The following is a 13,563-nucleotide window of genomic DNA, read 5'->3' as shown; positions in this document are numbered from 1 at the left end:
CCGGCCAGGGGCTGCTCCGGACGTGAACGGCGTTGCTCCGTTCGTGTTGTCCGGCGGCTTGCTGTGGGTCATCCGCTGCGATCCTCTCAGCCGTGTGCGCTATTGACAGCGTTGATCGAACGGTAGAGGTGTTGACTCCTACGTGTCAAGCAGTACGCTGCTAGATACGCAGGACCAACGCGAACCAACGGAGAGTCACCAGGATGAGCGCCTACGAAGAGCGCATTGGCAACCCTGCCTTCGAGCGACGAGTCAGGGTGGCGAAGGAGGTTGACGCCACGTTCGCCGCCCGCGCACGGCAGGCGCGCGAAGAGCAGGGCATGTCTCAGGCCGCCCTCGCGCACAAATTGCGAAACTACGGAATTCACATTGATGGAACGGCGATCACCCGTATCGAGAAAAACGCAACGAACGACTCCGGCGCGCGAACCATTCGACTCGCCGAGGCACTGGCGATATCGAATGCACTAGGAAAGACCCTAGATGACATGCTTCGCCCCGCACCGGAACTCAGCGAGCAGATGCGACAAGTCCGAGAAGAACTCGCTCGCATAACCGAGGCGGCCTCCTACACGAAGATGCGCCAGGCTGAGCTTGCGGCACTACTACGCGACCTTGAGTACAAGCAGGAACTAAAAGATCGACTACGAAATGCTGAGGCTCGCCTAATTGACGCAAAGGAGTGGGAGCACGCAGCCCAAAGCGAAATGGATTCCGCAGCTCACGCCCTGATGACAACACGAGAGATGACCACGGACAGCGCTGAAATAGGCCGAGTTCAAGAAGCGCTAATGCAGGCCGAGACTCGATTTGCGGATGCGTCAATCGCTGCCGAAAAGGCATGGATCGAATACAAGGAAATTCGCGATAAAGCCGAGTCGGAGTTGTAATGGGATATACAAAGGACCTGTGGACACGCCCGGAGAAGCAGCCCGACGGGAAGACCAAGCGCGTGCCGAACGCCCGGTGGGGCAAGGGCAAGCGCTGGCTCGCGTGCTGGCTCGACCCGGACGAGCAGGAACGCTCGAAGGCGTTCACGAACAAGACGCCAGCAGACAAGCACTGGCGCGACATGGAGAGCGCCCGCGACCGCGGCGAGTACATCGACCCGAAGGCCGGCCGTGAGCTCGTGGACAGCATCGCGCAGCGCTGGTTCGGCAGCCGGACGGTCGACCCGTCGACGGCGATCAAGGACGAGTCGGTGTACCGGCTGCACGTCAAGCCTGTGTTCGGCGGCCGCCGGGTGAAGGCGGTCAAGCCCTCTGAGGTGCAGGAGTTCCAGACCAAGCTCGGCGAGACGCACGGCCCGTCGACGGTGGCGGCGGCGCGTCGGATCCTGATCGGGATCTTCGATCTCGCCGGGCCGGACGGCGACGAGCTGATCAAGAAGAACCCCGCCCGCGCGCCGGTCGTCAAGAAGATCACAGCGGACGGCGGGCACGCCGAGCCGGTCGTGGCTTGGGGCGACAGCACGGTGTTCGCGCTGATCGACGCCCACCCGGACTACCTGCGGATGATGCCGACGGTCCAGGCCGGGTGTGGCCACCGCGAAGGTGAGGTGTTCGCGTTCGCCGTCGAGGACATCGACGAGGACGAGGGCGTGATCCACATCCGTCGGCAGATCAAGAAGCTGGGCAAGCACTACGTGTTCGCCCTGCCGAAGAGCGACCGGACGCGGAAGGTCCCGCTCCCCCCGTCGATCGCCGCGGGCCTGCAGGCGCACATCGCGGCGTTCCCTCCGCAGCCGCTCACCTTGCCGTGGGAGAAGCCGGGCGGTGAGCTGCGCACCCACAACGTCCTGTTCCGGTGGCGGGACGGCGGGCACCTGAAGGCACGCGCGTACTCGGAGACGGCCTGGAAGCCTGCGCTGGTGACCGCGAAGGTGATTCCCGAGCCGACGAAGGACGAGCGCGGCCGGCGCCACTACGTCACTACCCGGCACGAGGGCACGCACCAGCTCCGGCACTACTACGCGTCGGTGATGCTCGCCGACGGCGTGTCGATCAAGGAGCTGTCGATCTTCATGGGGCACAAGGACCCGGCGTTCACCCTCAAGATCTACTCGCACATGCTGCCGGACTCGCACGACCGCGCCCGGCAGGCGATCGACAAGCGGCTGTTCCGCCCGCGCGCCGTCAGCTGACGGAATATGGACGGAACAGCCACCCGTAACGACCAACGATAGTCAACCGATGGAGACGACGTGACTACCAGCGAAACCCGCTCTGAGCTGCGCGAACTCAGCCCTTCAGCAGGGCCCGCGCCATCACGAGCTTCTGGATCTGGTTGGTGCCTTCGTAGATCTGCGTGCTCTTCGCGTCGCGCATCATGCGCTCCACCGGGAAGTCGCGGGTGTAGCCGGCGCCGCCGAAGAGCTGGACCGCGTCCGTCGTGACCTCCATCGCGATGTCGGACGCGTACGCCTTCGCCGCCGAGGCCATGAAGCCCGCGCGCTTGTCGCCGCGCTCGGAGGCCGCCGCCGAGGCGTACACCAGGTGGCGGGCCGCCTCGATCTTGGTGCCCATGTCGGCCAGCATGAACTGGACGCCCTGGAACTCCGCGATCGTCTTGCCGAACTGCTTGCGGTCCTTCACGTACGCCACCGCCGCGTCGAGCGCGCCCTGCGCGATGCCCAGCGCCTGCGCGCCGATCGTCGGGCGGGTGTGGTCGAGCGTGCGCAGCGCCGTCTTCAGGCCCGTGCCCGGCTCGCCGATGATGCGGCCGGCGGGGATCGTGCAGTTCTCGAAGTAGATCTCGCGCGTCGGGGAGCCCTTGATGCCGAGCTTCTTCTCCTTCGGGCCCACCGAGAAGCCCGGGTCGTCCTTGTGCACGACGAACGCCGAGATGCCGTTGGCCTTCTTCTCCGCGTCCGGGTCGGTCACGACCATCACCGTGTACCAGGACGACTCGCCCGCGTTGGTGATCCAGCACTTGGTGCCGTTGAGCACCCAGTGGTCGCCGTCGAGCCGGGCCCGCGCGCGCATCGACGCGGTGTCCGAACCGGCCTCGCGCTCCGAAAGCGCGTACGACGCCGAGGCCTCGCCCGACGCGATCGAGGGCAGCACGAGCTTCTTCAGGTCTTCGGAAGCCGACAGGATGATCGGCTGCGTGCCGAGCTTGTTCACCGCCGGGATCAGCGACGCCGACGCGTCGACCCGGGCGACCTCTTCGATCACGATGCAGGCGCCGACGGCGTCCGCGCCCTGCCCGTCGTACTCCTCGCCGATGTGGACGGCGTTGAAGCCCGACTTGACCAGCGCGTTGTACGCCTCGATCGGGTAGCGCTCGTTCTCGTCGACCTCGGCCGCGTACGGCGCGATCTCCTTCTCGGCCAGGGCCCGGACCGCGGCCCGCAGCTCCTCGTGCTCCTCGGCAAGCTGGTACAGGCCGTCGGTCACTTCCGGTCACCTTCTCTACGACGTCGGGAGGGTTCTGTCGATGTTAGCGCTCGTTCACAGGCGGCGTCCTTGTGTCCTTGACCGCAGAAATCGTACGGTCGAGTGATGCCGCTCACCGCGCCGACGACGCCGCCCGGTCTGCCCGTTTCCCTCGACTACCCCGAAGTCCCGGTCGGCTCGATCCTCGCCGCGGGCGCCGCGCGCTGGGGCGACCGGACCGCCTTCGCCCACGACGGCCGCAGCCTCACCTTCACCGAGACCTACCGCGCGGCCAGCCGGTTCGCGCACGCGCTGCGGGCCCACGGCGTCGGCCGCGGCGACGTCGTGGCGCTGCACCTGCCGAACTGCCTGGCCTTCCCGGTCGCGTACTACGGCACGCTGCTGGCCGGGGCCACCTTCAGCCCGGCGAACCCGCTGCTCCCGCCGGACGACCTCGCGTTCCAGCTCACCGACTGCGAGGCCGCCGCGGTCGTGACGTTCGGCCCGGTCGCGGGCGCGCTGGCGAGCGTCGCCGACCGCATCCCGGCGCGGCTCACCGTCGTCGTCGGCCCCACCGGCGACCTGCCCGAAGGCGGCTTCGAGTTCGAGGCGTTCCACGCGGGCCGGCCGGAGACGCACCCCGCGGTGGACATCGACGTCCACGAGGACCTCGCCCACCTCGCCTACACCGGCGGCACCACCGGCCGGTCGAAGGGCGTCCGGCTCACGCACCGCAACGTCGTGGTCAACACCCTCCAGCACGCCTGCTGGGGCTCCGGCTCGGTGCCGGCGCTCGACGAGCGCGGCGACGTCACGCTCGACCAGATCGGCAGCGAAGCCGAGTGGCCGACGCGGCTGGGCACGGGCGTCGCGATCAACCTGACGCCGTGGTTCCACGCGATGGGCATCATCGGCGGCCTGAACGCGGCGGTGATCGCGGGCACGTCGATCGTCCTGCACTCGCGCTTCGACCCGCCGGCGTACGTCGCCGACGCCGAGCGGCTCCGCATCACGGGCATCGGCGGCGCCCCGGCGCTGTTCGCGGCGCTGCTCGCGACGCCGTCGTTCCACACGGCCGACCTGTCCTCGGTGCGCTCGATCGGCTCGGGCGCGGCGCCGATGAACCACGCGATGATCACCGCGCTGCGCGAGCGCTTCCCAGGCGTGGTGGTCACCGAGGGCTACGGCCTCACCGAGGCGACGATGGGTGCGGTGATCTCCCCGACGTACACCTCGGGCACGCGCAAGGTCGGCTCGGTGGGCGTGCCGATCTTCGACACGGAGGTCAAGATCGTCCCGGCCGAGGGCGGCGAAGACCCGCTCCCGCCCGGCGAGAAGGGCGAAGTCTGCCTGCGCGGCCCGCAGATCATGCAGGGCTACCGCAACCGTCCCGAGGAGACGGCCGCGGCCCTGGTCGACGGCTGGCTCCACACGGGCGACGTCGGCATCCTCGACGCGGACGGCTACCTGTCCATCGTGGACCGCAAGAAGGACATGCTGCTGTACAAGGGCTACAACGTCTTCCCGCGCGAGCTGGAGGAACTGCTGATCACGATGCCGGGCGTCGCGGCGGCCGCGGTGGTCGGCCGCCCGGACGTCGAGGTCGGCGAACTGCCAGTGGCGTTCGTGGTGCCGCGCGGCTCGCTGGACGCCGACGAGCTGATGGCCGCGGTCAACGAGAAAGTGCTGCCGTACAAGCGGTTGCGGGAGGTGCACGTCGTCGAGCAGATTCCCGTTTCGGCCGCCGGGAAGGTGCTCAAGCGCCAGCTGCGGGAGCAGCTGATCGGCAAGCTCGACGGCTGATCAATAAGTCTCTACTTGGCGACCTCTGCTCTCCGCAGAAGCTCATGGCCTCACGGGTAGCACCTCCACATTGCAAGTCACGTTTGCGAATACCAAACTGCTCGACAGCATTGCCATTTGCGAACCGGCCACTTCATAAAGATTTAGCATCGATCACTCGATTCAATGAGCACACAGTAACAAAAAATCGACTCAAATCGACGGCTTCTATCCACGCCGAACCGAGATTAAGATCATGTGAATTTCGAGAGTCGAAGCCAGAGGCCAACAAGGGGGCGTCATGGAGTTCACGGAAAAAAGTCTTCCCATAGCGGTACGTTGGCTCTTCGAAACCAACGGATACGAGGTATCCGGCCCAATCGAGATCCATGGCGCAGAAGTTGATCTCGTGGCAACTCAGCTTTCCGGGTTTACCGAGCAAAAAGTATATATTGAAGCAACTATTCAGTACGTCGACAATACAAAATACGGCAAGGATCTCACGAAACTGACCATGTTTCGAAACGAACCTGGCGCTCAGAGAATCATCGTATCTTCCGCCGGGTTTACGCCGAGCGTTAAGGAACGAGCCAAGGTTGAGGGAATATTTACGTTCACCTACAACGAGCTTTTCGCGAGCTTTGAGCGCGTGCAACCGTACCTCTCGTACATTCTAGGGAACTCGCCCCAAGCCAAAGAGCTGAAGGCACTAGATGCAGTATACGAGGAGCCCAACTTTCAAGATAAGCACGGGAACGAGTGGGCCACCGAATACCTTGCCGACTGGCTCAAGGACGACGCCCAGGACCGCTCCTGGCTCATAATTGTAGGAGAGTACGGAACCGGCAAGACCGCACTCACCGAGGTGCTTCAAAAAAGATGGGCAGAGCTATACAAATTAGGACGAAGTCCACGAATTCCTTTTCGAATTGAGCTGCGAGACTTTGCAAAGCAATTTGACTCCCGCGGTCTACTCCACCACTTTTTGGACAAGAACGAGCTATCACATCTTCCAGTATCATTCGTCGAAAGTATGATCTCCAACGGTCGCGTGGTATTATTACTCGATGGCTACGACGAAATGGCCCAGTACCTGAACGTTCGTGAGCGTCGGGCTTGCCTGGAAGCTCTAGCAGATCTAGCCCGAAATGGAGCTAAAGGCATACTTACAAGCCGTCCCAACTACTTTACCGAAGCTGAAGAACTCCGAGTTTTTGAGGTACTGTACCAGAAGATTGCATCTCACCAGCAGGTTAATATTCTCGATCGCGCCGTCGTCGAACAAGAGCGCGAAGTCGATTCGCTACTCGAACGATTTGTCCTCAACCGCGTCGAACGGAGCTTGCGAGATCTCACTTACCAGCAGACAATCGATCTCGTCCGTCGCCGCCTGCAAGACGATACCGAAGGCGCAGAAGTCGTCACTGGATTATTATCGAAAGTTTTCCGAAACAACGAAGATGGCGCCGTATCACTTTCTGGAAAACCTGTAATCATCACATATCTATTAGAGGTTGTCGAGGAACTGAAGCGAGACGAGCAGAGCGACCTAGATCAACGAATGTCCGAGTGGGACATATACAATCTAATCATTAACAAGCTTATGCTTCGCGACTGGGCACGAACGTCGACCTTACTACCGACTGAACGGTATCAGTTCCTTCAGCAGCTCTCCCTTTATACTTCTCATTCTCAACGAAAAATGGTCAACGAATCTAGTTTTCGCGAAGTGGTACGGTCGGTTTTCGAGTCGAAAATAGTTCGACAGAAAGCAGAGGGAGGTCTTGATGCTGAGGATGCTTTCTTCGACGACTTGAGATCATCAACAACGCTAACGCGGTGTTCAGATCAAGGTATTGCACAATGGCAATTTTCTCACAACTCCCTCCGCGAATTCTTGCTAGCCGGGTACCTCGTCGACAGACTTATCGAAGGCCGCCCCGAAGCCAAGTCTGTTTCGATTACAGATACCGTCCTCGCTTTCACGAACTCGATGCCAAGGACAAAACTAGAAGAAGCTTACACGCAACTTTCAGCTCTTTGGCCATCGCGAAAGACGCGCGCCGGGCTTGACCAAATGCTCGCTTTACTGTGGAACGCGAAGCGACATAACGAAAGAAGGACCCAGAAGGTAAGGGAGACTCTTCACAGCCTCGTTGGAAGTAGGCCCGATCTGTCAAACTGCACACTGACGGGCATAGACTTTAGCCTTGGTGATGAAGCATCAGATTTACGCGGATTGAACATGCGCGGCTCGATACTAACTGACTCTATATTCACGAATGCCGATCTATCAGGAGCTGATTTTTCAGATTGCGCCCTCGACGCATGTTCACTACAAAATGCCAACATCAGTGAGGCAAATTTTTCGAACTTACTAATGTTAGATACCGAAATAACTGGACTGCGTTGCAATGGAGCCATTTTCACCAACCTCGATAAGGACTCGACCGCGATCGCAAAGATGGGCAAAGACGTACTCGTTCTAGACTCAAGTAGAATTCGAGGCTACCTCAGGCGGCGAGGCGCCAAAACAGATCCGGTCGACCCATATTACATGTACTGCTTTGACAAGAACTTTGAGATTTGCGAGAAGATATGCAAGGTTCTACTCGATGGCGCGCCGCACCAAAGGTACGGACTTGAACAACGTGGCGCGTCGGAACGGAACATTAAGCTCGCAAAGAGTTTCGTTCAGTTTTTGATTTCCATTGGGTACGTTCAGCTCAATAACGGACGCGGAGGACGCGTCGTCAGCACAACTCCGAATGGCCGCCCGATCGTGGCCCGTCTGAGCGAGAACGCTCACATCGATCAAACGCTTCTGCCGTTCTTTGTCGAAAACTTTCATTAATGAATAACATTAATCGTTACCCATTCCCAACCCCAGGCGATTGGTCCGAGAGCCTGCTGCCGCGGGCAGCGGGCTACTTGCCGGCCTTCGCGCGCAGGGCCGCGTCCTTGTCCAGGACCAGCTTCTCGAGGTCCGCCTGGAAGCGGGACATCTTCGTGCGCAGGCCTTCGTCGGACGCCGCCAGGATGCGGACCGCCAGCAGGCCCGCGTTGCGCGCGCCGCCCACCGAGACCGTGGCCACCGGGACACCCGCCGGCATCTGGACGATCGACAGCAGCGAGTCCAGGCCGTCCAGGTACTTCAGCGGGACCGGGACGCCGATCACCGGCAGCACCGTCGCCGAGGCCACCATGCCCGGGAGGTGGGCCGCGCCGCCCGCGCCCGCGATGATCACGCGGATGCCCCGCGCCACCGCCGACGTCGCGTAGTCCAGCATGCGCTGCGGGGTGCGGTGCGCCGAGTAGACGCCGACCTCGTACTCGACGCCGAACTCGTCCAGCGCCGCGCCCGCCGCCTCCAGCGTCGGCCAGTCCGAGTCGCTGCCCATGATCACGCCCACCTGCGGCGCCATACCGGTTACTCCCGTCAGTGGATCTCGTAGCCGTCGAGCCAGACGGCGTGGGACAGCCAGTGCGCGGCCAGCAGCGCGCGGTCGCGCAGCTCGGCCATGCGGTCGCCCGTGAAGTTGACGTGCCCGAGCTTGCGCCCCGGCCGCTCCTGCTTGCCGTAGAGGTGCACCCGCGCCTCGGGGTACCGCGCGAAGAGGTGGTGCAGCCGCTCGTCCGGCCCCATCTCGGGCAGCTCCGACGCGCCCAGCACGTTCGCCGACACGCACGCCGGCGCGACCAGGTCCGTCCGGCCCAGCGGGTAGTCGAGCACCGCACGCAGGTGCTGCTCGAACTGCGACGTGCGCGCGCCGTCCATGGTCCAGTGCCCGGAGTTGTGCGGGCGCATCGCCAGCTCGTTGACCAGCAGCCCGGTGTCCGTCTCGAACAGCTCCACCGCCAGCAGGCCCGTGACGTCCAGCGTCGACGCGATCCGCAGCGCCAGGTCCTGCGCCTCGTGCACGCGCTCCGGCGCGAGGCCGGGCGCCGGGGCCAGCACCTCGGTGTTGATGCCGCCGGTCTGCACGGTCTCGACCACGGGGTACGCCGCGCCCTGGCCGAAGGGCGAGCGGGCGACGAGCGCGGACAGCTCCCGCCGCATCGTCACCTTCGCCTCGACCAGCAGCGCCGTGCCCGCTTCCAGCAGCTCCGGCACCGTCTCGCGGGCGTGCTGCGCGGTGTCCAGCATCCAGACGCCGCGGCCGTCGTAGCCCCCGGACGACGCCTTGAGCACCACCGGCCAGCCGTGCGCCTCGCCGAACGCGAGCACGTCGTCCACAGCGGACACCTCGGCGAAGGCGGGACCCGGCACGCCGAGCCCGGCCATCATTTCGCGCATCACCAGCTTGTTCTGCGCGAAGCCCAGCGCGCTCGGCGCCGGCCGGATGACGAAGCCCTCCATCGCCAGCGTCAGCAGGTGCTCACCCGGCACGTGCTCGTGGTCGAACGTGAGCACGTCGACCGACGCCGCGAACTTCCGCAGCGCCTCGAGGTCGGTGTGGTGCCCCAGGGTGACGTCGCCCGCGACGAGCCCCGCCGCTTCGTTCTCGCCCGCGGCGAGCACGCGCAGGGACTGGCCGAGGGAGATCGCCGCCTGGTGGGTCATCCGGGCCAGCTGTCCGCCGCCCACCATGCCCACGACGGGCAGACCGGTGTGTTTGTCCATAGCGCCAGTCAGCCTACTGCGCGGATTTTTGACAATCCGACGGGCAGTCACGGCGGACAGGTGCGGTGAGCACGCCGGCGCCGGAACCGCATCCGCCTGCTTTCGGCCGGCTTGTCAAACGGTCACGACCTGGGGTGACCGCCGGACCAGGCGTAGCTCGCGTGCCGCGAGGCCCACGATCCCGGCCGCCGCCGCGAGGACGTAGACGTTGCCGAGGACCGACCAGCCCAGGCCCCAGCCGAATTCCGTGTCGCCGCCGTTGGGCACCAGCATCACGATCTGGGAGGCGAACAGCACGGCCACCGCCGCCGCGGCCCACCACCGCGCCTTCACCACCAGCAGCGTGATCAAGGGCACGCACCAGACCCAGTGGTGCGACCACGACACCGGCGAGAGCAGCAGCCCGTAGAACGCCGTGACGAGCAACGCACCCGCGTCTTCACCGCGCCGGTGCAGCCGCACGACCAGCCACACCGCGGGCACGGCGAGCACCGCCGCCACCCCGACCGCCACCGCCAGCGACCAGGGGGCCAGCTCCGAAGCCCGGTTGACGAGCCCGTTGAGCGACTGGTTGAAGATCCAGTGCACCGACCCGACCCGGCTCGGGTCGGTCGCCGAATCCCGCCAGAACCGCGCCGCGTCCACCGGGATGACCGCGAACATCGCCGCTTCGAGCGCCACGAACGTGCCCAGGGCCCGCAGCCCGTCCTTCCACCGGCCCGTGAAGAACAGGTGCGGCACGAAGATCAGCGGGGTCAGCTTGATCGCCGCCGCCACGCCGATCAGCACACCCGCGAACCGCGACCCCCTGGCCGAGAGCACCAGGACGTCCAGCACCACGAACGCCATCAGTATCACGTTGATCTGGCCCAGGAACAGCGTCTTCCACACCGGCTCCAGCGCCAGAGCGGCGGCCGTTCCCGCCGGCAGCGCCCACCACGAAAGCGAGCGCCCCGGCGACGACGAAACCACCGTGATCACGACGATAAGGCCGACCACCGACAAAACCGCGATCACGCCCCACACCAGGCCGGAGGGCACCAGGGCGAGCGGCAGGAACAGCGGCGCGGCAGCGGGGGTGTAGGTGAACGGCAGCCGCACCCAGTCCGGCAGCGCCGTCAGCACGTCCCGCGTGTAGAGCGGGTCGCCGTGCAACAGCGTCAACGCGCCCGCGCGGTAGACAGCGCTGTCCGCGCCCAAGTGCCAGCCCGCCAGCCAGACGACGACGCCGAAGCCGAGCACCAGCAGCGCGATGACCCCGGCGAGCAGGCGGCCGGTGCGCGCCTCAGACGCCGGACGCGACGTCGACATGCTCGTCCGAAGTCGCGGCCCGCTTCCGCGCCCGCCGCTGCAGGCCCCAGCGCAGGACCAGCGCCGCGGCGAGCACGACCGGCATCAGGATGTAGGCGTCGCCCAGGATGTTCTGCCAGACCGTCCAGTGCAGCTCGACGTTCCGGCCGTTCGGCAGGATCAGCAGCACGCAGCTGACGAACACGAACGCCGCGAGGAACGTCCCCAGCCAGCGCTTCCAGGCCGTCTTCGGTGTGGTCTTGGGCAGCCGCGAGACCAGCAGCACGATCAGCGGGATCACCCACACCCAGTGGTGCGTCCACGAGATCGGTGAGATCAGCAGCGTCCAGAACGCGGTGACCAGCAGCGCGGCCAGCGCCTGGCCCTTGCGGTGGAACCGCATGAGCAGCCACAGCGCCGGGATCGCGAGCAGGAAGCCGATGCCCATCGCCGCCTTCGACGCCCACGGCGCGAGGTCGGTGGCCCGGTTCATCAGCGCGTTCAGCGACTGGTTGCCCGCCCAGTGCACCGGCCCGATCCGGCCGGTGTCGGGCAGCGTGACCGTCCAGTACTTGGCCGCGTCGTGCGCGTTGACCAGGAACATCAGGCCCTGCAGCACGACGAACGTCGCGAGCCCGCGGAGGGCGTCCATCCGGCGGCCGGTGACGAACAGGTGCCCGAGGAACACCAGCGGCGTCAGCTTGATCGCCGCCGCGACGCCGACGAGCACGCCGCCCCAGCGGCTGCCACGCGCGCCGATGACCAGCATGTCCAGCAGGATCATCGCCATCAGGACGAGGTTGATCTGGCCGAGGAAGATCGTCCGCCAGACCGGCTCGAGGCCGAGGAAGACCAGGAAGAACACGATCGTCGAGCGCGCGGGCGAGGCCCACCAGCGCGGCCCGTCCTCGGCCGGGCGGGGCAGGGCGCCGATCGCGATCCGGATCGACAGGGCCATCGCCATCAGCGAGATCGCCGTGATCAGGCCCCACGAAATCTGCGTGGGGAACGCCGCGAGCGGCACGAAGATCAGCGCCGCCGTCGGCGGGTAGGTGAACGGCAGCAGCGCCCACCACGGCTCGTCGGCCAGCGTGTTCGCGTCGTAGAGGGAGTCGCCGTGCAGCAGCGTCAGCGCGCCGGCGCGGTAGACCGCGCTGTCGACGCCGAGCACCCAGTCGTGCTGCCAGCCGTAGATGCCGTACCCGATCGCGACCAGGGGGATCACCGCGAGGATCAGGATCGACCGCGGGCGCACGGACAGGCGGGCGAGTGACCTCCGCAGGGCCAGTCGGTGCTGGGGTCGGGCCACGACTTCGCCGTCGACGTCGCTGGATACGGTCCTGGTCACCGCACCAGGAAATCATGACCGGTCTCCTCCGGGGCGCGAGGGTCCGGGCGGAACCGGACTTTTCGCCCGTTCTACGCCCGGGCGAGACGGACCAGGAGGTCGCACGCCATTTCGTGGGTGGCGGGCAGCCGCACGGCCGACACCCGCGGCCGGCCGGCGTCGGCGAGCTGCGCGTCGACGGAAAGCCGCTCGTGCAACGCTCGCCGCAGCGCGACACCTTGCGAAGCGACGCGCTCGTCCTTCGGCACCAGAGCGGCCACGACGGACGGCCCGAGCGAAGCGACGCTCTGCCCGCTGTCGAACACGGCCCGCAGCGCGTCCGCGACCAGGATCATCCCGGTCAGCCGCGGGAACCCGGTGATCGTCCGGAGGTCCAGGGAGACGACCAGCAGCACGAAGTCTTCGGCGGCCGGCCGCTCGCGCGCGGCGGCGGCGCGGTAGACCTCGACGAGCCGGGTGCGCAGGTAGGCGGCCGAGGGCAGGCCCGTCAGCGGGTCGGTGACCTCGGTGTGCACGAGCTGGTCGGTGGCGACGTCCGCCCAGGCCAGGGCGGTGGTCCGGAGCAGCCGCGCGGGTGCCGCGTCGACGTCCGGCGAGACGAACCCGTCGCCTTCGTGGTCGACCACCGCGTGCAGCGCGGCCATGTCGGCGAGGGTTTCGGCGAGCCCCGCGCCGGCCGCCGCCCGCGCCCTGGCCAGCCCGGCCAGCGCGGTCTCGGCGGCCTCGACACGGCCCTTGGCCATCACGGCCGCGCAGACCGCGTCGACCTCGGGCAGGGCCCAGTCGCTGGGGAAGCGCCAGCCTGCGGCCAGGCTGGCGGTGCGCCAGCGGGCCCGCAACGCCCGCAGGGACCGGTCTCGGTCGGCGGTCGGGGCGTCAGCAGCGCCGGGGCGCACAGCCGGAACGTCCACTGGCCACCCGCCCCTTTCGTCCGGTCCGTGTCGATCTTGCTCGGTGCTTCACGGTGAGGACGTGCCCCACCGGGACCCGTGACGCGTACTGGCGAGTTTTTGTTAGGAAGCTTTCTCGCCGTGACCCGGCAGTGGGTGATTCGCTCCGCCGTCGGAGTCAACACCCCCACCACGACGTGACGGCCAAGGGTGGGTCAGTCACACTTGTGTCGCGTCGCGGACTTGCCTGTA

General features: G+C 65.7%; 10 protein-coding genes. 4 read left to right on the top strand and 6 right to left on the bottom strand.

Annotated features, from left to right (window positions below):
* The first annotated feature begins 203 nt into the window (after positions 1-203).
* On the top strand, positions 204-890 hold the full coding sequence (locus ACYVLJ_RS28820) for a helix-turn-helix transcriptional regulator (protein ID WP_460441013.1): 687 nt from the start codon (positions 204-206) through the stop codon (positions 888-890).
* Positions 890-2,143, top strand: a complete 1,254-nt coding sequence (locus ACYVLJ_RS28815; protein ID WP_460441012.1) for a tyrosine-type recombinase/integrase — start codon at positions 890-892, stop codon at positions 2,141-2,143. Before ACYVLJ_RS28820 ends, ACYVLJ_RS28815 begins: the two co-directional genes overlap by 1 nt.
* 97 nt (positions 2,144-2,240) lie before the next feature.
* On the opposite strand, the gene ACYVLJ_RS28810 is transcribed toward ACYVLJ_RS28815, so the two are convergent.
* Positions 2,241-3,398 (bottom strand): acyl-CoA dehydrogenase family protein, encoded by a 1,158-nt coding sequence (locus ACYVLJ_RS28810; RefSeq protein ID WP_460441011.1) that lies wholly within the window; start codon positions 3,396-3,398, stop codon positions 2,241-2,243.
* A gap of 105 nt (positions 3,399-3,503) precedes the next feature.
* On the opposite strand from ACYVLJ_RS28810, the gene ACYVLJ_RS28805 reads away from it, so the two are divergent.
* A complete protein-coding gene (locus ACYVLJ_RS28805) occupies positions 3,504-5,180 on the top strand; it encodes a class I adenylate-forming enzyme family protein (RefSeq protein WP_460441010.1) in 1,677 nt (558 codons plus the stop codon).
* Positions 5,181-5,460: 280 nt separating this feature from the next.
* Complete coding sequence (locus ACYVLJ_RS28800) at positions 5,461-8,013, top strand: NACHT domain-containing protein (protein WP_460441009.1); 2,553 nt, start codon at positions 5,461-5,463, stop codon at positions 8,011-8,013.
* A gap of 73 nt (positions 8,014-8,086) precedes the next feature.
* Here ACYVLJ_RS28800 and purE read toward each other — a convergent pair whose 3' ends face one another.
* From purE to ACYVLJ_RS28775, 5 genes are all read right to left on the bottom strand, one after another.
* Positions 8,087-8,584 (bottom strand): 5-(carboxyamino)imidazole ribonucleotide mutase, encoded by a 498-nt coding sequence (gene purE, locus ACYVLJ_RS28795; protein ID WP_451977425.1) that lies wholly within the window; start codon positions 8,582-8,584, stop codon positions 8,087-8,089.
* Between the two features lie 14 nt (positions 8,585-8,598).
* Positions 8,599-9,783, bottom strand: coding sequence for a 5-(carboxyamino)imidazole ribonucleotide synthase (locus tag ACYVLJ_RS28790; protein ID WP_451977428.1), 1,185 nt, complete (start codon positions 9,781-9,783; stop codon positions 8,599-8,601).
* 114 nt (positions 9,784-9,897) lie between these two features.
* Positions 9,898-11,094 (bottom strand): glycosyltransferase family protein, encoded by a 1,197-nt coding sequence (locus ACYVLJ_RS28785; protein ID WP_460441008.1) that lies wholly within the window; start codon positions 11,092-11,094, stop codon positions 9,898-9,900.
* Positions 11,069-12,421: a glycosyltransferase 87 family protein gene (locus ACYVLJ_RS28780; RefSeq protein WP_451977434.1), complete on the bottom strand. Its 1,353-nt coding sequence runs from the start codon at positions 12,419-12,421 to the stop codon at positions 11,069-11,071. Before ACYVLJ_RS28780 ends, ACYVLJ_RS28785 begins: the two co-directional genes overlap by 26 nt.
* Before the next feature lie 71 nt (positions 12,422-12,492).
* Positions 12,493-13,332, bottom strand: coding sequence for a GGDEF domain-containing protein (locus tag ACYVLJ_RS28775; protein ID WP_460441007.1), 840 nt, complete (start codon positions 13,330-13,332; stop codon positions 12,493-12,495).
* Positions 13,333-13,563: the final 231 nt, after the last annotated feature.

It is taken from the genome of Amycolatopsis stemonae (assembly GCF_054781455.1).
This window is presented reverse-complemented; position numbering and strand designations above follow the sequence as displayed.

Bases quoted from the DNA above. Each gene is read 5' to 3' on its own strand.
- ACYVLJ_RS28785 (WP_460441008.1), bottom strand. From the start codon at position 11,094: ATGTCGACGTCGCGTCCGGCGTCTGAGGCGCGCACCGGCCGCCTGCTC.
- ACYVLJ_RS28800 (WP_460441009.1), top strand. From the start codon at position 5,461: ATGGAGTTCACGGAAAAAAGTCTTCCCATAGCGGTACGTTGGCTCTTC.
- ACYVLJ_RS28790 (WP_451977428.1), bottom strand. From the start codon at position 9,783: ATGGACAAACACACCGGTCTGCCCGTCGTGGGCATGGTGGGCGGCGGA.
- ACYVLJ_RS28820 (WP_460441013.1), top strand. From the start codon at position 204: ATGAGCGCCTACGAAGAGCGCATTGGCAACCCTGCCTTCGAGCGACGA.
- ACYVLJ_RS28805 (WP_460441010.1), top strand. From the start codon at position 3,504: ATGCCGCTCACCGCGCCGACGACGCCGCCCGGTCTGCCCGTTTCCCTC.
- purE (WP_451977425.1), bottom strand. From the start codon at position 8,584: ATGGCGCCGCAGGTGGGCGTGATCATGGGCAGCGACTCGGACTGGCCG.
- ACYVLJ_RS28815 (WP_460441012.1), top strand. From the start codon at position 890: ATGGGATATACAAAGGACCTGTGGACACGCCCGGAGAAGCAGCCCGAC.